The following is a 22457-nucleotide window of genomic DNA, read 5'->3' as shown; positions in this document are numbered from 1 at the left end:
CTATTTGGGTCCGAGGTTCGATGCTTTGACCGCCGCGCCCCACTTGTCGAGCTCCGAACGTTGGAAGGCATCGAATTCCTTTCCGGAAAGCGGCATCGGATCGAGCGAGAAGGTGGAAAGCACGTCGGTCACGTGTTTTGTCTTCATCGCTTCGGCGATCAGCTCGCGCATGCGCGAGGTCGTCGCTGCCGGCGTGCTGGCGGGGAAGTAAGTCGCGAACCACACCGAAACTTCGTACGAAGGCATTCCCTCTTCCTGCGCGGTCGGCACGTTGGGGAATGCGGCGATTCGCCGGCCGCTCACATTCAGCAAGGGTCGCATCCCCGAAGCCACGAACGGCTTCATCGTCCCGATGTCGATGATCATCGTGTGGATTTCGCCGGAGATCAGGTTCGTCATCAGGTCGCTGAAGCTCTTGTACGGTACCGAGAGCACCTGAATGCCTGCCGCCTGCGCAAGCATCTCGCCCGCGAGGCGCGTGGTGGCCGATGCGCTGCCGACCGTGTACTTCCCAGGGTTGGCGCGGGCGGCCACGATGAATTCGCGCGCGGAAGCGAATGGGAACTTCGGGCCGACGGCGGCCACCAGCGGACCCTTCGCCACGCCGGTGATCGGTGTAAAGTCCTTCACCGCGTCGTACGGCAGATTCGGGATCATGTGCGGGTTGACGGCATGCGTCGACAGGGTCGTCAGCAGCAGTGTGTAGCCGTCGGGGGCCGCCTGCTTGACGGCGCGCGCGCCCAGCACCGCCTCCGCGCCGGGAATGTTTTCGACCACGACGTTGACGCCCGCGACATCGGACATTCCGCGTGCAAGCGCCCGTCCTATCGAGTCCGTGGAGGTGCCCGCATTGAAGGGCACCACGATGCGGATCGGCTTCGACTTGTCCGGATAGGACTGTGCGGCGGCACTGCCCGCGCCCACCGCCAGGGACAGCGCCATAAGTCCGAACATCCGGCGGCCGAGGCCGTATCCATCTCTCACTTTTCGCACGATCAGTCTCCTGGAAAGTTGTGTGTAGACGCTCCGCTGCGATCGAACGTGCGCCGCCTGAAATTGAAGCGCGAACAGCCCGCAGCTTGAAGACTTGCAGTCCTATAGTGGATATAGGCTTGCAGCTATTCCGCTGTCGCCGCAGCGGGTTCGAGGTGCTCGGCGCGCCGCGCCATCGCCCTGACGCATCGCTCCGTGGCCGTGCGCAACCAGATGTGGCCGGGGTCCTTCTGATATCGCTCGTGCCACAGCAGGCGTGACGTGAAGCGCCCGAACTCGAATGGCAGCGGGACCAGCTTCACGGGGAACAGCGAGGCCAGCTTGTGCGCCATCACGACGTTTGGGACGGTGCAGATCAGGTCCGCATCCGAGACCGCCTGTGCCGCCGCGAAGTGATTGTCGACCCGCAGCACCACGTCGCGGTGCATGCCCATGACACGCAGCCGATCCGTGATGCGATCCAGCGAGTCGCTCAGGCGCTGCACGACGACGTGCCTGGCGCTGGCGAAGCCCTCCTGCGTCAGCCGGGCGTCGGCCCATCGGCCTCGCGTGCTCACCATGCAGGTCGCTGCGAATTCGCCGAGCGTCTGCTGGCGCAGCAGGCCATCGGCCCCCGAGAGTGTGCCTAGCGCGACGTCTGCATCACCGCGTTCAAGCGCGTCGCGCAGCCTGCTTTGCTCCAGGCGAACGGTCCTGAGCGCGCAGCCGGGCGCTTCCTCGGCGAAGATGGAAGCGAGACCGGGAACGACGAGGAATTCGGCAATGTCCGAAGTGCAGACCACGAACTCGCGCCGAGCGGCCGTCGCGTTGAACTCCGCGTTCGATTGGAAGACGAGGGACAGGTCGCGCATCAAGCGATGCACGGCCGGGGCAAGATCGAGCGCGCGCGGCGTCGGCCGCATCGCGTTGCCGCTGCGCACGAACAATTCGTCGCCGAAGTAGTCGCGCAGCCGCTTGAGTGCCTGGCTCACGCTCGGCTGCGTCACGCCCAGCGAGTCCGCCGCCCGCGAGACGTTGCCGGTGTCCAGCAGCGCCTTCAGCGTGGCGATCATCGTCAGGTCGCGACGGCCGCGGCCCGGCTCCCGCGCGCCCGCGAGTGATGCCATGGCTTGGGCGTTCAACCGGGCCGTTCGGCCATCGCGCGAACGGCCAGGAAGTGGGCCGATGCGCGCCGATTTCCCTGCCGATGTCGCGGTCATCTGGTGCCTTCAGCGCGTGGCGGCGAGGACGGTGAGGGCGCGAATCTCCTCCAGCGACGCCGGATTGTCTAGCGAAGACAGGTCGCCCGCCGGCTCGCCGCAATACACGCTGCGGATCACGCGTCGCATGATTTTCGAGCTGCGCGTCTTCGGCAACAGCGCTACCGTATGGACGGCACTGGGCCGGAAAGGCTTTCCGAGCCTTTCGCCCACGTGATGGGTGACCTGTTGCGCGGTAGCGCCCTCGGGCGTCCCGGCGGTCGCGGCCAGCACCACGAAGACCACGAGACGCTGCCCCTTCTCCGCATCGCTCACGCCGATCGCCGCCGCCTCGGCGATCTGCGGCAACTCCAGCACCACCTCCTCGACCTCTGCCGGACCCAGGCGCTTGCCCGCCACCTTGAGGGTGTCGTCGGAGCGGCCGAGGATGAAAAAGTTGCCGTCCTCGCGGCGCAATGCCAGGTCACCATGAGCCCACACGCCGGGAATGCTGCGCCAGTACGTGTCGAGATAGCGCTCGTCGTCCTTCCAGAACGATTGCGTCATGCCGACGAAGGGCTGCCTCACCACCAGTTCGCCGACGGAGCCTGTCAGGGAGGCCCCTGAAGTGTCCGCCACATCGACCTCGACGCCGGGTGAGATCGTGTTGAAGCCGCTCGGCGGGATGGGTCGCACGACGACGCTCGCGAGCAGCGAACCCGATGCCTCGGTGCCGCCGGTGGAGTTGATCACCGGCTGCGTGCCGCGGCCGAAGGTGCGCCGGAACCAGTTGAAGTGCTCGGGGTCGATGCCTTCGCCCGCGGTGATGAGCAGGCGCACGCTCGACACGTCGCCCTGCAGCGCTACCGATTCGTTGTTCGCCATGCCGCGGATGAGCGTCGGCGCCGAGCCGAAGTGGGTGATCCGGTGCCGCTCCACGAGCCGCGACATGCGCGACCAGTCGGGAAAGTCGGGCGCGCCGTCGTAGCAGACGAGCGTGGCGCCGCGCAGCAGCGACACGCTCAGCACCAGCGTGCCCGCGATCCAGCCCATGTCCGCCGGCCAGCAGAACACGCTTTGCGGGCGCACGTCGAAATGCACCACGGCATCGTGGGCGATCTTGAGGGGGAAACTGCCGTGCGTGTGGACGACGCCCTTCGGCTTGCCGGTCGTGCCCGACGTATAGATCACCAGAAAGGGATCGTTCGCGTCGAGGATCTCCGCGGCGAGCGACGAGCCGCGCCCGCTTTCGAGGACCGCGTTCCAGGCAAACTCGTTCGCGCCTGCGCGCGCTTCCGCGACGGACGACTTCCACACGACCTTGCGCAACATCGGCAGCTTCGCCCAGGCCTCGCGCACCGGCGCTTCCACATCCACGCGCTTGCCGCGCCGCGCGAAGCCGGTCGAGGCGAGCAGCACCGACGCTTCCGCCGCACCGAGACGCGCGACGATCGCATCCACGCCGAAGCCGCTGAAGAGCGGCACGAGGATCGCGCCGAGCCAGGACACGGCCATCAGCGAAACCGTGGCCTCGATGCCGTTCTCCATCAGCAGACCGACGCGGTCGCCGCGCGTGACACCGAGTTGCGACAGTCCCTGGGCGAACTCCCGCACGGCCACCGCGAGTTCCGCGTACGTCAGGCTTTCGACCTGCCCATCTTCACGCTCGGCGACCACGGCAGGGTGCGCGGCCGTCTCCTCGCGGCGCGCCCAGGCGAGCGCGGTGTTCACCCAGTTCAGTCGCCCGCCCGGAAACCAGCGCGGGAACTCGCGGCCCGCGCTGTCGTCCAGGTAGCCATGCGGCTCGGCATCCCACACGATGCGGCAGTGCTTCGTCGCGACGCGCCAGTAGCGGGCCGGGTCGGCGACCGAAACCGCCAGCAGATCGTCGTAGCTCTCGACCTCGAGCGCGCGCATCATCTGCGCGATGCCTGAGCTGGCGCGGTCTTCCGCGCCGGGCTGCCAGTCCGTGATGGCGTCGGCGTTCATGACTGCACGAACTTCGGCGCGCGGCGCTCGCGATACGACTTCACGCCTTCCTTGACCTCCGGGCCCGAGAAGCCGAGGAATTCGAGGGCGAGGGACGAGTCGAAGATCGGCATGAACTGACGGTAGAAGCCGTTCATCGAATATTTCGTGTGGCCGATGGCCTCCTGCGCACCCTGCGCGAGTTCGCGCGCCGTCTCCCGCGCGGTCTCGAGCAGCCTGTCGTCGTCGACGCACAGCGACACGAGGCCGATGCGTTCCGCCTCCTCGCCCGAGAGGTGCTTGCAGGTCATGAGGTAGTACTTCGCCTTGGCCATGCCGCACAGCATGGGCCAGACCATGGCGCCGTGGTCGCCCGCGGCGACGCCCAGGCGCGTGTGGCCGTCGACGATCTTGGCGGTGCGTGCGGCGATCGAGATGTCCGCCAGCATCGCGATCACGAGTCCCGCGCCCACTGCCGGGCCATGGATCGCGGAGACGACCGGCTTCCTGAAGTTGATCATGTTCATGACCAGCTCCCGCGCTTCGTAGTACGCGCGCATGTTCGGCGCGTGTCCGCTGATCTGCTCCTCGACCAGGTCGAAGCTGCCACCCGCGGAGAACGCACGGCCCTCGCCGCGCACGAGCACGACGCGTGTCTCGGGATCGTCGTCGATCGCCGGCCAGATCTTCGGCAGCTCCGCGTGCATGCGGGCACTGACCGCAGTGAGGTTGGGGCCGTCGAACACGAGCTCCAGCACGCCGTCCTGTTGTCGGTCGAACCGGATGCCGAAGTGCTTGTAGCGTTCCATGACGGATCCTTATTGCGGCTCGATGCCGGCGGACTTGGTGACGCGACGCCAGACGTTGATCTCGTTGGCCTGGAAGGATTTCATCGCATCGCCGCAGTGCGCGAATGGGATGAGGTTGCGCTTTTCGATGGCCGCCTTCATGTCGGGTTTCGCGAGCGCCTGGGACACGGCGGTGCGCACCTGTTCGACCACGGTCGCGGGCGTCTTGCCGGAGAGGTACAGGCCGAACCACGGCGTGACGTTGAATTCGGGCAGGCCCGCCTCGGTGGCGGAGGGAATGTCCGGCAGTTCCTTCAGGCGTGTCGCGCCCGAGACGATGACGGGGCGGATCTTGCCGGACTGGTAGAACGGCCCGGCGGAGGCGGTGTCGATGAAGAAGAAGTTGACCTGTCCCGCGGCAACCTCCGTCAGGCCTTGCGCGCTGGAGCGGTAGGGCACGCCGGTGAGCTTCACGCCTGCGGCCTGCTGGAACAGCTCGCCGGCAAGCCGCGTCGACGCGCTCGAGTAGGCGAACGTGAGCTTGCCCGGCGCGGCCTTGGCCGCCGCGATCACTTCCGCCACCGTCTTCCACGGGCTCGCGGCGGTCATGTTCAGCAGGAAGCGTGTGCCGCCTACCGTGCAGATCGGCGCGAAGTCGTTGATCGGGTCGTAGCCCAGGTTCGCGCGCATCAGCGGGTCGAGCACGGTGATCGAGCTGCTGGTGAACAGCATCATGTGCCCGTCCTGCGGGCCGTTGAGCACGGCGCGCGCGCCGATGGCGCCTTCGGCGCCGGTGCGGTTGTCGACGGCCACGCCCTGGTTCAGCGAGCGCTGCAAGCCATCGGCGAGCGTGCGCGCGGCGACGTCGGTCGCGGAGCCTGCGGCGAAGGGCACGATCATGGTGACGCCCTTGTCGGGAAACGCGTGGCTCGTGCCGGCCGCGGCGATGGCAGCGGCGAGGGCGACGCTCTTGAGGATGTCCATTGACACGTTTGTCTCCTGTTGAAATTGCGTGGAAATGGCGAGGAAGGTCCGCCGGATCGGCGAATGATAGGAATGGCGGCTTCCAATTGCGATTGCCGATTCGCGAGTCCGCCGATGCCGAACCGGCATTGGGGGCGCAGCGGGGGGACCGCGGCATCCTGCGAAAGGCCGAAGGCCCCGACGAGCGCTCGGCGAGAATGCCGCAAAAGCAGGAGACGCCATGACCGTATTGAGTGCCCACACCCTCACGAGACGCATCGACCTGTTCACCTTGCGCCTGTTCCTGACGATCGTCGAGGAGCAGCAGATCCGTCGTGCGGCCCTGCGGGAGAACATCGCACCGTCGGCGGCAACGCGGCGCGTCCACGAGTTGGAGGAGGTCGCCGGCATCAGTCTGTTCGACCGGCAGCCGAACGGCATGGTCACAACCCCCGCAGGCGAGGTCCTCGCGCGCCACGTCCGGCTGATGTTCGCGAATCTCGACGTGATGGGGCGCGAGGTCGCGCAGTTCACGGAGGGCGTGCGCGGGCACATTTCCATCAGCTCGACCAGTGCGATCATCGTGCAGCTGCTGGCGCCGCGCATCGCGGAGTTCGCCCGCGAATTCCCGCTCATCGACATCGAACTGCGGGAAGAGCCGAACGTCAACGTGGTGAATGCCGTGCTGGCCGGACACGCCGACATCGCGATGTTCTACGCCACCAGCGACATCGACGCGGGCGGACTCGACGTCGTGGAGTGCCGCACCGACCGGCTGGCGGCGCTGGTTCCCCGCGGGCACCCGCTCGCCGAGAGAACGAGCGTGACGATGCGGGACCTGCTCGATGAAGTGGTGATCGGCATCGGCCCGACCACTTCACTCATGGTCCAGGCGCGCAAGGCCGCGGAGGCGCTGGGCAGGCAGCTGCCCGAGAAGTACCGGGTGACCACCGTGGAAGCCGCGCGCAGCCTGGTGAAAGCGGGCCTCGGCGTCATGGTTCACCCCGACTGCATGTTGCCGACCGCGGATCTCGACCGAATGGAATTGTTGCGGCTGGATGAGCCATGGGCCGTGCGCATGCTCTGCGCGGGCACCAAGCGGGGGGAGCCCGTGACCGCGGCTGCGAAGGCGTTCATCGCGCAGCTCGTCGATAAGTAGCGGGCCAGCCCAGACCGCCGATCGCCGGCGGTGCTTGCACGAACGACGAGGCGTCCGACGCAATTCCCGCGAAATGCGGGTGTTGACGAACCGGCATTTCCGAGATCGAAAATCCGCATTCGCTATCGGATGCCCGGCTTCCTATGATCCGCCGCAAAAGTCATCCCGGCTTTTTGATCATCGAGAGACTGGAGACAACGTGTTCAATCGAATCATCCGGCGGATCGCCGTCGCGCTGACGTTCGCCGCCGCGGGGGCGAGCCATGGATTCCCCGACAAGCCGATTACGCTTATCGCGCCCTTCGCGGCCGGCTCCGCGACCGACGTCGCTGCCCGTACGTTCGCCGATGTGCTGTCGAAGGCCCTGAACCAGGGGGTCGTGACCGACAACCGAACGGGCGCCGAGGGCTCGATCGGCGCACGCGCCGTGATCACCGGGCCGACCGACGGCCACACGATGCTGTTCACGAGCAGTTCGCTGACCGTGCTCGACCCGCTGATGAAGGCGAACATGCCATACGACCCCTCGACCGATCTGATACCGGTCTGCAGCGTGGCGAGCGTGCGGTTCCTCGCGAACGTCACGGGCGCCAGCCCCTACAAGTCCGTCGCCGACCTTGTCGCGGCCGCGAAGGCAGCGCCCGGCAAGCTGACGTTTGCCTACTCGAGCGCCTCGACGCGGCTCGCGGGCGAACTGTTCCAGCAGGCCGCAGGCATCAAGCTTACCGGCATTCCCTACCGCTCCAGCGTGCTGGGCCTGACCGAAGTGGCGGCAGGCCAGGTCGACCTCTTCTTCATCGACCCTGTGTCGGCTGCGTCGTTCCACCAGTCCGGCAAGATCCGGCCATTGGTGGTCGCCGGGCCCGCGCGCATGAAGGAACTGCCGGATGTTCCTTCAGCGGTCGAGGCGGGCATTGCCGAGTTCAACGTGGCCCCCTGGTACGGGGTGTACATCACAGCGAAGGCGCCTGCTGCCGTCGTCGAGCAAGTCCGCAATGCCGTCGCTCAGGCGATGAGGCGACCCGAAATGAAGGCGGCTCTCGAGCAGCGCAATCTGATCTCGGGCTCGGTGTGCGGTGAAGCGATGCGCACCTTCCAGAGGGACGAGGTGAACCTGTGGCGCCGCGTCACGACCAAGGCAGGCATCGCGCCCCAGTGACCCGGATACAGCACACCGCCATGAATCTCCTTGTCAAAGCAGCATGCGCGCTCGCCGTGGCGTTGCCCCTCGCATCCCTCGCGCAGTCGTATCCCACGAAGCCGGTTCGCATCGTCATCCCTCTGTCGACGGGCAGCACCACCGACATCTTCGTGCGTGCCATGGCCGTCAAGCTGGGCGCCGGACTGGGTCAGCCGGTCGTCATCGACAACCAGCCAGGCGCGGGAGGCATGCTGGGCACGGCCGCGGTGGCTCGTGCTGCGCCCGATGGCTACACGTGGCTCGTCGTCACCTCCGGTGCCTTCGCGGCAAACCCGCACCTGCGCAAGGAAATGCCGTACTCCCCCTCGAAGGATTTCGTTCCGGTCTGCCGCATCGGCCTGAGCCCCTACATCCTCGTTGCACATCCTTCCCTGGGCGTGCGTTCCGTTCAGGAGCTGCTTGCGAAGGCGAAGACCACGACGCTCTCGTTCGCGTCCGCGGGCGTGGGCTCTTCCCCGCACATGGCGCAGGAGATGTTCAAGTCGCGCACGGGCATGCCCTTTCTTCACGTGCCGTACAAGGGAACGGCTCAAGCCGTCACCGACACGATGGGGGGCCACGCCCAGGTGCTGATGGATTCACCGGGGCCGCTGCTGCCGCATATTCGCGCCGGCAAGCTGGTCGCCCTCGGCATGACAGGCGGGCGCCGCCTGGCATCGGCCCCGGAGGTGCCCACCTTTGAAGAGCTGGGCTTCGCGGGACTGCGGCTGGAAGGCTGGATCGGGTTGGCCCTTCCCGCGAGCACGCCGGGGTCCATCGTGGCCCGCGCATCGGAGGCGTGTCAGTCCGCAGTGGCCGCTTCCGATCTGCAGACGCTTGCGCGGGAACAAGGCCTCGATGCCGACCACGTGGGGCCGCGTGAGTTCGGGGAATTCATCGCCAGCGAATCCCAGAAGTGGGGAGATCTCATCCGCCGCGCAGGCATCAAGCCCGAATAGCGAATCGCAGCGTCCTCGGCGGATGCAGAGGCCAATCGAGGGGGCGTTCTCGGAAAAGGCCGCCGTCCGGCGTGCGTTCAGACCGAACGCTTCGAGGCGATGCCGCCGTCCACCGTCACGATCGTACCCGTCGTGTAGCGCGAGAGGTCGCTGGCCAGATACACGAAGAGATTCGCCACCTCGGCCACGCTTGCCGGGCGGCCCAGGGGGTAGCGTGCGATCAGTTCGTCGTAGCGTTCCGCCTCGCCGAACAGCTTCTCGGCACGGCCGCACATCACCTTGCGGATGCGGTCGGTGTCCACCGGGCCGGGGTTGATGCCGACGACACGGATGCCGTCTTCGAGGCTGCGTCCGCCGAGGGCGCAAGTGAATGCCATCAGCGCCGCATTGCCCGTCGTGCCGGCGATATAGTTGAAGTCGAAGTTCTGGCCGCCGTTGCCGATGTTGTTCAGGATGACGCCGCTGCCGCGCTGCTTCATCACCGGGTAGATGGCGCGCGTCAGGTCGATGTAGCCGAACACCTTGAGGTCCCAGCCTTTCCGCCAGGCGGCACGGTCCACGTCCCACAACGTGCCGCCGGGAATGCTCCCCGCGTTGTTCACGAGGATGTCGACGTCGCCCGCGGAGCGTGCGACTTCGTCTATCGCGCGGTCCGTCGTCAGGTCGACCGCCATGGCACGCACGTTCACGCCGAGCGCGCGCGCCTCGCCTGCGACCTGCTGCAGCCTTTCCGCGGAGCGCGCGACCAGGAAGAGGTCGCAGCCCTCGCCCGCGAAGGCCTGGGCAAGACCTGCGCCGATGCCCTGCGATGCGCCGGTGACGAGGACGCGCCGTCCCTTCAAACCCAATTCCACTGCATGCTCCGACGGACTGAATGCGGCGAATGGTAGGAAGGTCGCCATCGATTTGCGACTGCTGGTTCGCGACCCGAGCGTTGTCCGTTCGTGAACACATTCGCGGGACAGGGACGCGTTGCGAAAGCAGCACCGCGCCGGTCGCGAATCGGCATTTGGCTTGCCACGAGGTCCTGCCTAGCATCCACGCATCTCAAGCCAAGGAACGAGTGCCATGCAAGCCGTCAGCGCGACCCCGATCAACGAACGCGAACGCGCCGACCCGGCTGGCGTCGACCGACCTCTCTCGGGCATCCGCGTTCTCGCCATCGAGAACTTCGTCGCGGCGCCGTTCGCCACCATGTGGCTTGCCGACGCCGGCGCCGAAGTCATCAAGATTGAAACGCGCGACGGCGGCGACCATGCCCGCGGCACGAGCCCGGTGAAGCCCGGCATCGACGGCAATCCCAACGGCCTGTCGTTCTTCCGCACGAACCGCAACAAGAAGAGCGTCACGCTCGACCTGAAGAACCCCGAAGGCAAGGCGGTGTTCAAGGCGCTCGTGGCGGAGGCCGACATCTTCATCGAGAACTTGAGGCCCAACGTCATGGACCGGCTCGGCCTCGGCTACGAAGTGCTGAGCAAGGTCAATCCCAAGCTGATCTACGGCGCGATCTCGGGCTTCGGCCACGACGACATCCTGCCCAGCCCCTATGGCGAATTCCCTGCGTTCGACATCGTTGGCCAAGCGATGGCCGGCCTGATGTACCGACCCGAGCGCCAGGACGACAAGCCGACGTACCTCGGCTTCTCGCTGGCCGACGTCGAGGTCGGCATCGTCGGGCTGTATGGCCTGGTGCTCGCGCTGTTCCATCGCACGCGCACCGGCCGCGGCAAGAAGGTCGACGTGTCGATGTACGACGCATCGCTCATCCTCAACGAGATTTCCGTCACGATGTACTCCCAGTCGCGCAAGGCCGCGCCCCCCGGCGTGCATGCGGTCACGGCGCCGTTCGGCGCCTACCGCGCGAAGGACGGCTACCTCGTGCTCGCCATCGTGGGCGAGCACATCTGGAAGCGCTTTGCCGAGACGATCGGCATCCCGCACCTCGTGGACGATCCGAAGTACAGCGATGGCGTTCGACGCCGCGCCAACCTGGCGGAACTCGACGTACACGTGAACGCATGGCTGTCCGGCCGCAGCCGGGAAGAGGCGATGCGCGTGCTGCGCGCGGCCGGCGCACCGTGCGCGCCGGTCAACGACATCGGCGAGATCTTCGAATGCCCGCACGTCGCCGCGCGCAACATGATCCTGACCCTCGACGACCCGGTGTGGGGACGGGTGGCCGTGACCGGCAACCCCGTGAAGATGTCCGATGTGCCGGAGCCCGAGGCGCATCTTCCGCCCCTGCTCGGCGAGCACAACGGCCAGGTGCTGCGCGACTGGCTGCGCATGACGGAGTCCGACATCGCGCGTCTGAAGAACGAGCAGGTGATCTGAGCGTGGAAGGACACACACCCATGGGCAACGTGCTGGAGGGCGTGCGAGTCCTCGACTTCGGGCGTTTCATCGCGGGCCCGTTCTGCGCGGCGCTTCTCGCCGACTACGGAGCGGACGTGATCCGCATCGACCGCGTGGGCGGCAGCGAAGACCGGTTCATCCTGCCCGTCACGCCCGACGGCGACGGCGCCGTCTACCTGCAGGTGAACCGCAACAAACGCTCGATCACGCTCGATCTCGACCGGCGCGAGGGCAGGGAGGTGGTGCGTCGCCTGCTGCAAGGCGCCGACGTCGTCGTCGCCAACATGCCGCAGCGCACGCTGGAGAGCCTGGGCCTCGACTACGAGTCGCTGCGGCGCCTCAAGCCGGACATCATCCTCACCGCCGCGTCCGCCTTCGGCATCGCGCCGGCGGTGCGCGACCGCACGGGCTTCGACGGCGTCGCGCAGTGCATGAGCGGGGCGGTGCATGTGTCCGGCGATCCGCACCAGCCGATCAAGTCGATGGTGCCCGTGGTCGACTACGGCACCGCGATGTCGTCCGCCATGGGAACCATGATGGCCCTGTACGAGCGAAAGTCGAGCGGGATGGGTCAGGAGGTCACGGGTTCGCTGATGCAGACCGCGCTGAATATGTCGAGCGGCCACCTCATCGAGGAGGCGGTGCTGCGCCTCGACCGTTCGGCGACGCGCAACCGTGCGCCGCAGTACGCGCCCTCCGACATCTTCCGGGTGAAGGACGGCTGGATCATGACGCAGGTGGTCGGCACGGCGATGTTCAAGCGCTGGTCGCGCATGATCGGCCGACCGGATCTGGCGAGCGACGTGCGTTTCGACGACGACGCGAAGCGGGGGCTGCAGGGCGAACTGCTCGGCGGCTGGATGTCCGAGTGGTGCGCAAGGTATACGCGCGCCGAGGCGCTGAGCCTCCTCGCCGAAGCGCGGCTGCCCGCCGGGCCGGTCAACTCGCCGCGCGAGGTTCTGGCCGATCCGGACATTCGCGCCGCGGGTGCGTTCCAGCCGATGAAGGTGGATGGAATCGAGGAGCCGGTGCCTTTCGTTTCGCCACCCGTTTCGCTGTCGCGCACGCCGCCCGCGATCCGTCGGCCCGCGCCAAAGGCCGGCGAGCACACTGACGCGATCCTGCGCGAGATCGGCTACCCGGACGAGGCCATCGACGCGCTGCGCCGCAGCCGGGTCGTTTGACAGCGACAGCACCCCAGGATTTTCATGACACACCTTCACAAGCCCGTGCGCACCTTCCTTTTCGTGCCTGGCAACAAGCCGACGTGGATCGAGAAGGCGGCCGCCGCGAAGGCGGACGCCCTCATCCTCGATCTCGAAGACAGCGTTCCGCCGGACCACAAGGCGGCGGCGCGCGAGATTGTCACGTCCAGGCTCGCGTGGCTTGCCGAGCAGCGACAGCGCACGTGGGTCCGCATCAACCGGACCCCCTACCTCTACGACTTCGACGACATCCTGGCCGTCGTCGGCCCGCACATCGAAGGTGTCTTCATCTCCAAGCCCATGGGCGTGGAGGACGTGAACCTCGTCTCGGCGATGCTTTCCGAAGCGGAGCACCGGCGCGGAATGCCCGTCGGCTCCACCCGTGTGATCCCCATCATGGAGACCGCGCGGGCCATGCAGTTCGCCTTCGAGCTCGCGTCGCACGAGCGCGTGGCCGCGTTGTCGGGCGCGACCGCGCGCAACGGCGACGTCGAGCGCGCGCTGAACACGGTGTGGTCCGTCGATGGCCGGGAGAGCCTTTACATGAAATCGCGCGTCGTGATGGCGGCGCGCGCGGCGGGCAAGCTGCCCATTGGGGGCATGTGGCAGCAGGTGCATGACCTCGACGGTCTGCGCATCGCGTGCATGAGGGACCGTGCCATCGGCATGAGCGGAGAACTCGTGATCCATCCTTCGAACGTGCCGATCGTGAACGCCGTCTACAGCCCGTCGGCCGAACAACTCGCCTACTACCGGGGAATGATCGCCGCCCTCGACCAGGCGCAGGCCGAAGGCCGCGCGTCGTGCCTGTACGACGGCGAGCACATCGACATCGCGCACGTCCGGACGGCGCGCGAAATCGTCGCCGCCGCGCAGGAGCGAGGCGGCCCATGAGGAGCGCGCGAGCTTACTGCGGCTCGATTCCCGCGTTCTTCGTCACGCGCCGCCACACGTTGATCTCGTTGTTCAGGTAGTTCTTCATCGCGTCGCCGCAATGCGCGAAGGGCAGGATGTTGCGCTTCTCGAGCGATTCCCTCATCTCCGGCCGGGCGAGCGCGCGCGACACGGCCGTGCGGACCTGTTCCAGGATGGGCGCGGGCGTCTTGCCCGAGATGTAGAGGCCGAACCACGGCGTGACGTTGAAGTCGGCCAGGCCGAATTCGGACGCGGCGGGAACGTCCGGGAACTCCTTCAGGCGCCCGGTGCCCGACACGACCACGGGGCGGATCTTGCCGGACTGGTAGAACGGCCCGGCCGAGGGCGTGTCGATGAAGAAGATGTCGACCTGGCCCGCCGCGACTTCGGTCAGCCCCTGCGCGCTGGAGCGATAGGGCACGCCCCTGAACTTCACGCCGGCCACCTGCTGGAAGAGCTCGCCCGCGAGCCGTGTCGAGGCGCTCGAATAAGCGAACGTGATCTTGCCCGGCGCCGCCTTCGCCGCGGCGATGATGTCGGCCACCGTCTTGTACGGGCTCGCGCCGGTGATGTTCAGCAGGAAGCGCGTGCCGCCCACCGTGCAGATCGGCGTGAAGTCGTTGACCGGGTCGTAGCCGAGGTTCGCGCGCATCAGCGGGTCGAGCACCGTGACCGAGCTGCTCGTGAACATCATCACGTGGCCGTCGGCCGGCGCGCTCAGCACCGCGCGCGCGCCGATGGCGCCCTCGGCGCCCGTGCGGTTCTCGACCGCGACGCCCTGGTTGATGGCGCGCGACAGGCCTTCGGCCAGCGTGCGCGCAGCGATGTCGGTGGAAGAGCCCGCGGCGAACGGCACGATCACCTGCACCTGTTTCTCGGGGAATGCGTGCGCGCCGATGGCCGCCGCGGCGACCGTGGCGATCGCGAGTTTGCCGAACAATTTGCCTAAGAACATGCTTGTCTCCTTGTGATGAATCTTCATTGACCAACTTCGAATCAGGTCCTGCGCGTCGCGACGAATCCGCCCGCGGCCATCAGCAGCGCGCCGCACCAGAACACCGGCCCCAGGCCGACGGCCGTGCCGATGCCGCCCAGGAACATGGGCACCAATGCCTGCCCCGCGCTGGCGATGGCGGCGCGCAGGCCCAGCGCCTCGCCCACGCGCTCGGCCGGCGCATTGCCGGTGATGAGCGTCATCGCCAGCGGCGCGGAGGCGCCGAGCGTCATGCCCAGCACGGCCGATGCCGCGCACAGCAGCCACAGATGATGCAGGAACGGATACACGGCGAAGCCAGCGGCCGTGACGAACAGGGCGAGCATGACGATGCGCCAGTCGCCGATCCGGCGCGACATCCACGGCAGCGCCGCGCGGATCGCGATGCTGCCCACGCTGAAGGCGCCGACCGTGATGCCGACGGCCGTGGCGCTCAGTCCGGCGGCCACGCCCTGCAGCGGCGCGAGCAGCGTGAAAGTGTCCACGCCGATGGACAGCATGCCGCCGACGATGAAGACGGCCCGCAGGTCCGGGTAGCGGAAGAGGTCCCACACGCGCCGGCGTGCGTGGGATGCAGCCGGCGGGGGCGGCAACACGTAGCGGCGGCTGGCCCACCAGAACTGCGCGCCGCTCGCGAGCGTCGACACCAGCATCGTGAGGTAGGCCGCGCGGTGGCCGTAGTGGTCGATCACCCAGCCGCCGACCACGGGGCCGGCGAGCGGCGAGAACGAGAAGCCGATGGAGAGCACCGCGAACGCGCGCGTCATCTCCGCGCTCGGCGTGAGCCGGGCGATGGCGTTGACCACCGAGACGTAGGCGAGCATGTAGCCGGTGCCGACCAGGGCGCTCGCGACATAGAGCACCGGCAGGCTCGACGCCATCGCGGCGGCGATGCCGCCGACGCAGACGGTGGCGATCGAGAATCCACTCAGCCGCGCATAGCCCCAGCGGTCGGCCCAGCGTCCGTACTGGACCGACAGCAGCATCGGCCCGAGCATCAACACGCCGAGCACCAGGCCTACTTCGCCCGGCGCGGCGCCCAGCGCCACGGCATGCAGCGTGAGCACGAAGCGGCAGCCGATGAAGGCCGCGTGCGACAGCACGACGGCGATGATGATGCGAAGCGGAATCGCGGGCGTGGAATTCGGAGGCAAGGCGCTACTTCGGCTTCTGTCGCAGGATCTTCTCGGGCGCTCTCGGTGTCGTCGAAGTTCAGCGTCCTTCGAATTTCGGCGGGCGCTTCTCGAGGAAGGCCGTGACGCCCTCGCGATGATCGTAGCCGCGAATGGCGGCCATCTGCTCGGCGGCTTCCAGCTCCAGGAACTCGACGAGGTCGGGCTGGTGCATGAAGCGGAACATCTTCTTCGCCGCGCCGAGCGCGCGCGTCGGGCCCTGCGCGAGGTCGCGGGCCGTCTGCCGGGCGATGGCGTCCAGCTCCGCGTCGGGCACGACGCGCGTGACGAGGCCGAGCGAATGCGCTTCCGCCGCATCGATGCGCCGGGCCGAGAACACCAGCTCCTTCGCGCGCAGCGTGCCGAGGTACTGGGTGAGGAACCACACCGCGCCGCCATCGGGCACCAGGCCGATGTTGCGGAAGACCTGCGCGAATTTCGCGGTGTCCGAGGCGACGACGACGTCGGCGGCGAGCGCGAGGCTCCAGCCCATGCCGGCGCAGGCGCCGCGCACGGCCGCGACCACGGGCTTTCGCACCGCGGCAAGGTTGCGGATCATCCGGTGCGAGCGCTTCATCACCTCGCGGTTGGTCTCCGGCGTGTCCTCGGCGATGCGCCCGACGTCGCCGCCCGCGCAGAACGCCTTGCCCTCGGCCTGCAGCAGCACGCAACGCACGCGCTCGTCGCGGTCGGCTTCCTCGAAGTGGGTGCCGAGCGCCTCGCGCATCTCGAAGAGCAGCGCGTTCAGCCGCTCGGGGCGGGCCAGCGTGACGACGGCCACGCCGTCCTTCACTTCGTAACGGATCATCGGGTCGCCCGGGGTCGGAGGTGAATCGGGCGATGCTAGTGGCGCGATGGCGAATTTGCACAACGGGCGCGGCCTTGTTCCGCGTGGCAAAACTCGCCGTGTCGCGCAACGCCGCGGGTTGATACGCTGGGCTTCTCGGTGCAAGGGAGGTGAGCCGTGATGCCAGAAGACGCGACGGAAGCACAGCCGACGATACGGTCGCTCGAACGCGGACTCGCGATCCTGCGCATGATGCAGCTGGCCGACCGGCCGATCAGCCATCACGAGGTCGTGGCGGGGACGGGCCTGGCCAAGGCGACGGTGTCGCGCCTGCTGTTCACGCTCTGCGCGACGGGCCACGTGCGCCGGCTGGAGCGGGGGATGTATGTGCTGGAGGACGGGAGCGCATGAGCGGAGTCCTCGAAGCCGGGACGAGCGTCACCGCCTCGCGAATCGCGGCTTGTGCTTTTCCGGGTCGCTACTTCCGCGTGACGGCAACCGCCTGCTCGAGCGCGGTGGCCAGCAAGCGAGTCGCGTCGTCCGCCTCGGCTTCCGACGCGTCCAGCGGCATCTTGTAGATCTTGTTGTTCCGTTGCTCATGCACCCAGACCACCAGGGCGAGATCCTGGGGCGCGAGTCCGATGACGCCGAGCGCCCCTTGCAATGCGGTCACGCGATGACCTTCCTTGTCGCCGGGTCGAAGCTGGTAGTGCGCGAGAACGCCCATTGCAAGCGCGAACAGTCCCTCGTAGGCGATCACGAATCGGTCGTGACTGCGCAGGCCCTTCACTCGCGCGCTTTGAAGCGAGCCCTTCGCCCGGTTGAAGAAGACCTCAGCGCCTGCGCCTGCCGGCGCGGGCTTCAGGTAGCCCTTTTGCAGCAGGTTTTGGAGATTGGGTGGCGTCGGTCCGTTCATGGATGATGATTCTGGGTTCGGCCATGATCGAGGCGATCACGGGATCCTTCTGCATTCGCTGCCATTCAACGGGCGAATAGATATTGAAGCTGACGGGCCGCATGAGCTGCTCGTCGAGGCTCCGCATGGCCTCGATCAGGTCCACGGTCGTGACCTCGCCGACGACCATCAGGTCGATGTCGCTGCCGGCGTGATCCGTGCCCTTCGCGACGGACCCGAATACGAACGCGAGCTGCACCCGATCGATCAGGGGACCGAGCGCCTCGCGAATCGGCTCCGCGACGCCGAACGACTTCACGCACATCGTCCGCAATTCCTGCGCAAGTGGCCACGCCTCGTTGAAGCGCATCCGCCGCTGGTTGCCGACTCGTTCCTCGCCGATCAGGCCGGACTTCGAGAAACGCTCGATGATCGCCATGCTCGCGGACTTGCTGTCTCCACCCAGGCGGCATAGTTCATTCACCGAGAACGAACGGTCGGGATGAAGGACGAGCGCTCGCAACAGCCGCTGCTCGCGGCGGGGAATCAGGGCATCGAGGAGTGTCATGTCAGTCCTGAATTCGGACCGATCATCCCGGAAAACGGACTGATTTACAAGGGGTTCGCTCCAATGCGATTCCGCGAGCCCGACTGTATAGTCCCGCGTGGGTCGAAACCGGCCCTTCCTTTTCAAACCTAGGAAGCGGGGTTGTCAATGAGTCTTCCGACGACGTCTGTCGCGGGCGAAAGCGTTCCCACCGGGCGGCCTGCCGCGCTCCTCGGCCTGCGCGAAGCGGTGCTTCTCATCGTGGGCGTGGTCATCGGCGCGGGCATCTTCAAGGCGCCCTCGATGGTCGCCCAGATGACGGGTTCGCCCGAATGGATGTTCGGCGCCTGGATCCTGGGCGGCGCGATCTCCCTCATCGGCGCGCTCTGCTACGCCGAACTGACGACGAGTTTCCCGAGCGCCGGGGGCGATTACAACTTTCTTTCGCGTGCGTACGGGCGCTCGGTCGCGTTCCTCTTCGGCTGGGCGCGGTTCTCCGTCATCACCACCGGCTCCATCGCACTGCTCGCCTTCGTCTTCGGCGACTACCTGCACCAGGTCGTGCCGCTGCGCGCGGGCGGCATGGCGATCGGGCCGACCGTGTACGCGCTCGCGGTCATCGGGGTGCTGTGGGCCGTGAACGCGCGCGGCCTGCGCGCGGGCGCGTCGGCCCAGAGCTGGCTCACGGTCATGGAGGTGAGCGGCCTGCTGCTGATCGTGCTGGCCGCGTTGTGGCTGGTGGTCGGGCCGTCGAGCGCCGCGCCGGCCGCCGCGCCCGCGGCGCAGGCTGCGGCGGGCGCGCCGAGCATGTCGGCGTTCGGCCTCGCGATGGTCTTCGTGCTCCTGACCTTCGGCGGCTGGAACGAGGCAGCGTACATCAGCGCGGAGCTCAAGGACGCGCGCCGCAACATGGTGCGCGCGCTGATCTACTCCATCGCGATCATCACCCTGCTGTATCTGCTGGTCACCTGGGCTTACTGGCGCGGCCTCGGCATTGCCGGCATGGCGAAGTCCGAAGCGGTCGCGGCGGACCTGCTGCGCGTGGCATTCGGTCCGGTGGGCGAGAAGGTCATCGCGCTGCTGGCGGCGGTGGCGGCGCTCACCTCGATCAACGCCACGATGATCGTCGGCGCGCGCACCAATTACGCGCTCGCCAACGACTGGCCGCAACTGCGGACCATCGCGCTGTGGGACGCCGGGCGCAGCACGCCCGCCAATGCGATGCACCTGCAGAACGTCGCCGCCGTGCTTCTCGTGGGCCTCGGCGCCTGGACCGGCAGCGGCTTCCGCGCCATGGTCGAATTCACCGCGCCGGTGTTCTGGCTGTTCTTCCTGCTGTCGGGCCTGTCGCTGTTCATCCTGCGGCGGCGCGCGCCGGACGCCGAGCGGCCGTTCCGCGTGCCGATGTATCCGGTGCTGCCCATGGTCTTCTGCGCGAGCTGCGCGTACATGCTCTGGTCGAGCCTCTCGTACGTCTACAGCCAGTCGCTCGGCGGCCTGAACGCCGCGTGGATCGGCGTCGGCGTGCTGGCCATCGGCGGCGTGCTGCTGCTGCTCATGCGGCGCGCCTCGCCGGCGTCGCCGGCCGCGGTCTGATCGCGTCGGGGCGCCGTGCTCAGCGGGCGCGGCGCAGCGTGAGCGCCACGACCGACAGCGCCGTCGCCGCGGCCGCGACGGCGTAGCCCGCGCGATAGCTGCCCGTGAGGCTCGCCACGACGCCGAAGGCGGGCGGGCCGAGCACCACGCCGAAATAGGTGATGGCGAGCGAGCCGCCCGTGGCCATGCCCGCTTCGCCGGGCGGCGCCTGGCGCGCGACCTCGGCGAGATACACCCCGTTCCAGCCGATCGCGGTCATGCCGTACACGGTCATGATCGCGAACACGAGCCACGGGCTCGCGCCCGGCTGCAGCAGCGCCGTGGCGACGCAGGCCAGGCTCATCGTCGCGCCGAGCACGAGCAGCATGCGCCGCGCGCCGAGCCAGCGGTCGGAGATGTAGCCCCAGACGACGCGGCCGCCGACGCCCGCGAACTGCGAGACCGAAAGCACGAGGCCGGCGGCGACGAGGGTGTAGGCCAGCGAGGTGTGCAGGAAGGTGACGATGTAGGCGGTGAGCGACAGCTGAGCCATCGAGAACAGGAACGAGCAGAACGCGAGCATGCGCAGCTCGCGGTGCGCGAACACCATGCGCAGCGGCCGCGCGAGGTTGCCGAACACGAGCGGGGCCGAGGCGCTGCGGTCCTCGTCGAGCGCCGCGCGCATCGGCTGCGCGAGCAGGGCGCACAGCAGGTTGGCGAGCGCCACGCCCAGCAGCGCCGCCTGCCAGCCCCAGCCGAGCAGCAGCGGCACGAAGGCGCCCGCGAGCACGCCGCCCAGCGGCACGCCCGTCTGCTTGACCGAGAACACGAGCGACATGCGATGCGCGGGTGTCGTCTTGGCGAGCAGGTGCGAGCTCGCGGGGGTCATGGGGCCGTAGCCGAAGCCGATGAAGACGGCGCCCAGCACCGTAGCCGCGAGCGAGGGGGTCGCGCTGATCGCGAGGCCCGCCGCGCACAGGACCACGCAGGCCTGGCTCACGCGGATCGCGCCGAAGCGCGCGACCATCGAGCCGCCCGCCAGGCTGGCGAACATGGCGGCGCCATACACGATGCCGACGTACGGGCCGACGAGCGCGGGCGAGACCGCCAGCGCCTGCGCCATGGCCGGCGCCATCGCGGGCACCGTGATGACGGCCATGGACACGAGTGCCTGAAGCACGAGCGTGACGGCCAGCGTGCCCCAGGGTCCTCTCATGGGCGTCGATGGTACAGGCACGAGGGCGGCGGGGTCCGGCCAGTTTCGCAAAGCGGAACACGCCGCCGCGCGTTTGGGCGAGGCGGTGCGCCGCCCGCATGATGCGGGGATGACGACTTCGCCATCCCCCGCCGCCGTCGAGCGCCTTGCCGACGGCCTCCTCCTCACGCGCCTCGAAGGCGGCGTGGCCGAACTGCGCATCGACCGGCCCGAGGCGCGCAACGCGCTGAGCGTCGCGATCTTCGCCGGCCTGACCGCCTTCTGGAAGCGCGTCGACGACGACGCGACGATCAACGCGGTGATCCTCACCTCGTCCGACTGCGGCACCTTCTGCGCCGGCATGGACCTCAAGGAGGCGGCGCGGCTCAAGCAGGAGACCGGCCGGGACATCATGGCGTTCATCGAAGACCCGTTCCAGCGCACGATGCGCAGCGTGAAGAAGCCCCTCATCGCCGCGATGACGGGCAGCTTCACGGCGGGCGGCATGATGCTCTCGCTGATGTGCGACCTGCGTATCGGCCTCGCGGGCACGCAGGGCGGCATCGCCGAAGTGAAGGTGGGCCGCGGCTCGCCCTGGGCCGTGCCCCTGCTGTGGATGATGCCGCAGCCGGTGCTGATGGAGATGACCCTCACCGGCGACTTCATGCCCATCGAGCGGCTGCACCGCATCGGCTTCGTCAACGACGTCGCCGCGACGCCGGACGAGGTGCGCGCACGCGCCCTCGCGCTGGCGCAGCGCATCGCGGAGAATGCGCCGCTGTCGGTGCGCGCGGGCAAGGAGTCGCTGATGCACGCGGCCGCCGTGGGCGCGGAGCAGGGCCTCGACGACGCAGTGGAAATCTACCGCAAGGTGTATACCAGCGAGGACGCGCAGGAAGGCATGCGCGCCTTCGCCGAGAAGCGCAAGCCGCGCTGGCAGGGCCGCTGAGCCGTTCGCGTCACCTTCGAACACATCGAACGATATCGAACGACATCCAAGGAGCAGTACATGAAAATGAAAAATCCGAAGCTGAACCCCGACGACGCCATCGTCGTCTTCGCCGACCTGCAGACCGGCATCGTCGACCTGCCTGGCCTCACGGTCGACCCGAAGGAGATGCTGCGCTTCGCCGCCGGCCTCGCGCGCCTGGCGGAAATCCTCGACATGCCGACCATCGCGCTCACGATCCCGAAGCGCGGCGGCGGCACGCCCGTCGTCGTGCCCGAGATCACCGAGCGGCGCAGCAAGTTCAAGCACGTGCAGCGCACGCGTCCCGACTCGTTCGAGAACCCCGACATCGTGGCGGCCATCGAGGAGAGCGGCCGCAAGACGCTGATCGTGTGCGGCGTGGCCACCGAGATCGTCGTGCAGTGGCTGGTGCTCTCCGGCATCGCCAACGGCTACAAGGTCTACGTGGCCGTCGATGCCTGCGCCGGCCTGAGCCCGCGCTCGGAAGATGCCGCGCTGCGCCGCTTCGAGCAGGCCGGCGCCGTCATCACCTCCGTGCATGCCTTGTCCGGCGAGTTCGCGGGCGACATGACGAAGCAGCCCGGCTGGGACGTGATCGGCGTGTGCTACCAGCTCATCGCGGGCGAAACGCCCTCGGCGCAGTCGACGAAGTAGGCGCC

Annotated in this window: 22 protein-coding genes; 10 read left to right on the top strand and 12 right to left on the bottom strand. The window is 67.9% G+C overall.

Features of this window, described 5'->3' with window-relative positions; genetic code table 11:
* The 5 genes from AB7E83_RS00405 to AB7E83_RS00385 form a co-directional block, all read right to left on the bottom strand.
* Entirely contained in the window at positions 1 to 993 is a 993-nt protein-coding gene (locus tag AB7E83_RS00405; RefSeq protein WP_428563884.1) for a Bug family tripartite tricarboxylate transporter substrate binding protein, read from the bottom strand.
* Positions 994 to 1118: 125 nt separating this feature from the next.
* Positions 1119 to 2099 carry a LysR family transcriptional regulator gene (locus AB7E83_RS00400; RefSeq protein ID WP_428563881.1) on the bottom strand — a complete coding sequence of 327 codons (981 nt, stop codon included), beginning with the start codon at positions 2097 to 2099 and terminating at the stop codon, positions 1119 to 1121.
* Positions 2100 to 2201: 102 nt separating this feature from the next.
* Positions 2202 to 4160, bottom strand: a complete 1959-nt coding sequence (locus AB7E83_RS00395; protein ID WP_428563878.1) for an AMP-binding protein — start codon at positions 4158 to 4160, stop codon at positions 2202 to 2204.
* Positions 4157 to 4948, bottom strand: coding sequence for an enoyl-CoA hydratase/isomerase family protein (locus tag AB7E83_RS00390; protein WP_428563875.1), 792 nt, complete (start codon positions 4946 to 4948; stop codon positions 4157 to 4159). Before AB7E83_RS00390 ends, AB7E83_RS00395 begins: the two co-directional genes overlap by 4 nt.
* A 9-nt stretch (positions 4949 to 4957) precedes the next feature.
* Positions 4958 to 5911 carry a Bug family tripartite tricarboxylate transporter substrate binding protein gene (locus AB7E83_RS00385; RefSeq protein WP_428564713.1) on the bottom strand — a complete coding sequence of 318 codons (954 nt, stop codon included), beginning with the start codon at positions 5909 to 5911 and terminating at the stop codon, positions 4958 to 4960.
* Between the two features lie 220 nt (positions 5912 to 6131).
* Between AB7E83_RS00385 and AB7E83_RS00380 the strand changes: the two genes are divergently transcribed.
* The 3 genes from AB7E83_RS00380 (at position 6132) to AB7E83_RS00370 (ending at position 9188) form a co-directional block, all read left to right on the top strand.
* The gene (locus AB7E83_RS00380; RefSeq protein ID WP_428563872.1) at positions 6132 to 7049 is read left to right on the top strand and encodes a LysR family transcriptional regulator; all 918 of its coding nucleotides are present in this window, start codon (positions 6132 to 6134) and stop codon (positions 7047 to 7049) included.
* A 73-nt stretch (positions 7050 to 7122) separates the two neighbouring features.
* Complete coding sequence (locus AB7E83_RS00375; RefSeq protein ID WP_428563869.1) at positions 7123 to 8208, top strand: Bug family tripartite tricarboxylate transporter substrate binding protein; 1086 nt, start codon at positions 7123 to 7125, stop codon at positions 8206 to 8208.
* Between the two features lie 20 nt (positions 8209 to 8228).
* Positions 8229 to 9188: a Bug family tripartite tricarboxylate transporter substrate binding protein gene (locus tag AB7E83_RS00370; RefSeq protein WP_428563866.1), complete on the top strand. Its 960-nt coding sequence runs from the start codon at positions 8229 to 8231 to the stop codon at positions 9186 to 9188.
* A gap of 77 nt (positions 9189 to 9265) precedes the next feature.
* Here the strand turns inward: AB7E83_RS00370 and AB7E83_RS00365 are convergent, their stop codons facing one another.
* Complete coding sequence (locus AB7E83_RS00365; RefSeq protein WP_428563863.1) at positions 9266 to 10042, bottom strand: SDR family oxidoreductase; 777 nt, start codon at positions 10040 to 10042, stop codon at positions 9266 to 9268.
* Positions 10043 to 10256: 214 nt separating this feature from the next.
* Between AB7E83_RS00365 and AB7E83_RS00360 the strand changes: the two genes are divergently transcribed.
* Genes AB7E83_RS00360 through AB7E83_RS00350 form a run of 3 tightly spaced genes read left to right on the top strand, consistent with a single transcriptional unit; the run spans position 10257 to position 13642 of the window.
* The gene (locus tag AB7E83_RS00360; protein ID WP_428563860.1) at positions 10257 to 11522 is read left to right on the top strand and encodes a CaiB/BaiF CoA transferase family protein; all 1266 of its coding nucleotides are present in this window, start codon (positions 10257 to 10259) and stop codon (positions 11520 to 11522) included.
* A gap of 20 nt (positions 11523 to 11542) precedes the next feature.
* Entirely contained in the window at positions 11543 to 12727 is a 1185-nt protein-coding gene (locus AB7E83_RS00355; RefSeq protein WP_428563857.1) for a CaiB/BaiF CoA transferase family protein, read from the top strand.
* 24 nt (positions 12728 to 12751) lie between these two features.
* A complete protein-coding gene (locus tag AB7E83_RS00350; protein ID WP_428563854.1) occupies positions 12752 to 13642 on the top strand; it encodes an HpcH/HpaI aldolase/citrate lyase family protein in 891 nt (296 codons plus the stop codon).
* Positions 13643 to 13655: 13 nt separating this feature from the next.
* Here the strand turns inward: AB7E83_RS00350 and AB7E83_RS00345 are convergent, their stop codons facing one another.
* Genes AB7E83_RS00345 through AB7E83_RS00335 form a run of 3 tightly spaced genes read right to left on the bottom strand, consistent with a single transcriptional unit; the run spans position 13656 to position 16637 of the window.
* Entirely contained in the window at positions 13656 to 14618 is a 963-nt protein-coding gene (locus AB7E83_RS00345) for a Bug family tripartite tricarboxylate transporter substrate binding protein (RefSeq protein ID WP_428563851.1), read from the bottom strand.
* 41 nt (positions 14619 to 14659) lie between these two features.
* A complete protein-coding gene (locus AB7E83_RS00340) occupies positions 14660 to 15811 on the bottom strand; it encodes an MFS transporter (RefSeq protein WP_428563849.1) in 1152 nt (383 codons plus the stop codon).
* A gap of 58 nt (positions 15812 to 15869) precedes the next feature.
* Positions 15870 to 16637, bottom strand: a complete 768-nt coding sequence (locus tag AB7E83_RS00335) for an enoyl-CoA hydratase/isomerase family protein (protein WP_428563846.1) — start codon at positions 16635 to 16637, stop codon at positions 15870 to 15872.
* Positions 16638 to 16796: 159 nt separating this feature from the next.
* Between AB7E83_RS00335 and AB7E83_RS00330 the strand changes: the two genes are divergently transcribed.
* Positions 16797 to 17027, top strand: a complete 231-nt coding sequence (locus AB7E83_RS00330) for a helix-turn-helix domain-containing protein (RefSeq protein ID WP_428564710.1) — start codon at positions 16797 to 16799, stop codon at positions 17025 to 17027.
* Positions 17028 to 17094: 67 nt separating this feature from the next.
* On the opposite strand, the gene AB7E83_RS00325 is transcribed toward AB7E83_RS00330, so the two are convergent.
* Positions 17095 to 17376 (bottom strand): hypothetical protein, encoded by a 282-nt coding sequence (locus AB7E83_RS00325; protein ID WP_428563843.1) that lies wholly within the window; start codon positions 17374 to 17376, stop codon positions 17095 to 17097.
* A gap of 73 nt (positions 17377 to 17449) precedes the next feature.
* The gene (locus tag AB7E83_RS00320) at positions 17450 to 18079 is read right to left on the bottom strand and encodes a nucleotidyltransferase domain-containing protein (protein WP_428563840.1); all 630 of its coding nucleotides are present in this window, start codon (positions 18077 to 18079) and stop codon (positions 17450 to 17452) included.
* A gap of 147 nt (positions 18080 to 18226) precedes the next feature.
* On the opposite strand from AB7E83_RS00320, the gene AB7E83_RS00315 reads away from it, so the two are divergent.
* On the top strand, positions 18227 to 19654 hold the full coding sequence (locus tag AB7E83_RS00315; RefSeq protein ID WP_428563837.1) for an APC family permease: 1428 nt from the start codon (positions 18227 to 18229) through the stop codon (positions 19652 to 19654).
* Positions 19655 to 19673: 19 nt separating this feature from the next.
* On the opposite strand, the gene AB7E83_RS00310 is transcribed toward AB7E83_RS00315, so the two are convergent.
* Positions 19674 to 20849, bottom strand: coding sequence for an MFS transporter (locus tag AB7E83_RS00310; RefSeq protein ID WP_428563834.1), 1176 nt, complete (start codon positions 20847 to 20849; stop codon positions 19674 to 19676).
* Between the two features lie 109 nt (positions 20850 to 20958).
* Here AB7E83_RS00310 and AB7E83_RS00305 point away from each other — a divergent pair, with 109 nt between their 5' ends.
* Together AB7E83_RS00305 and AB7E83_RS00300 are read left to right on the top strand one after the other, a co-directional pair.
* Complete coding sequence (locus tag AB7E83_RS00305) at positions 20959 to 21777, top strand: enoyl-CoA hydratase/isomerase family protein (protein WP_428563831.1); 819 nt, start codon at positions 20959 to 20961, stop codon at positions 21775 to 21777.
* A gap of 60 nt (positions 21778 to 21837) precedes the next feature.
* The gene (locus AB7E83_RS00300) at positions 21838 to 22452 is read left to right on the top strand and encodes an isochorismatase family protein (RefSeq protein ID WP_428563828.1); all 615 of its coding nucleotides are present in this window, start codon (positions 21838 to 21840) and stop codon (positions 22450 to 22452) included.
* Positions 22453 to 22457 lie beyond the last annotated feature (5 nt).

Origin of the sequence: Ramlibacter sp. (assembly GCF_050250995.1) — a bacterium.
Classification (GTDB): Bacteria; Pseudomonadota; Gammaproteobacteria; order Burkholderiales; family Burkholderiaceae_C; genus Ramlibacter.
This window is presented reverse-complemented; position numbering and strand designations above follow the sequence as displayed.